The sequence below is a fragment of the Rhizobium ecuadorense genome (assembly GCF_001187535.1).
In the GTDB taxonomy this organism is placed as follows: Bacteria; Pseudomonadota; Alphaproteobacteria; order Rhizobiales; family Rhizobiaceae; genus Rhizobium; species Rhizobium ecuadorense.
The window spans coordinates 1-254 of the sequence record NZ_LFIO01001661.1 but is presented as its reverse complement, the minus strand read 5'-3'; the positions used below and the strand labels follow the sequence as shown (position 1 = coordinate 254).

Below are 254 nucleotides of genomic sequence, written 5' to 3'. Positions count from 1 at the left end.
CCGTTGCTCCCAAACTGGTCGTCAATGCGGCAGGTCCCTGGATCGATCACGTCAACAATTTACTCGGCGCCCCATCGCACCTGATCGGCGGCACCAAGGGTTCCCATATCCTGCTTGACCATCCCGAGCTGGTGCGAAGCCTCAACGGCCACATGATCTATTTCGAGGCCGACGACGGCCGAATCTGCCTGGTCTACGACTATCTCGGGCTGGCACTGGTTGGTTCGACCGACATTCCGGCGGATGATCCGGAC

Annotated in this window: 1 pseudogene; it reads left to right on the top strand. The window is 59.8% G+C overall.

From position 1 onward, the window contains the following. Positions 1-254, top strand: a pseudogene (locus AF337_RS32930) (FAD-dependent oxidoreductase); the annotation flags it as partial.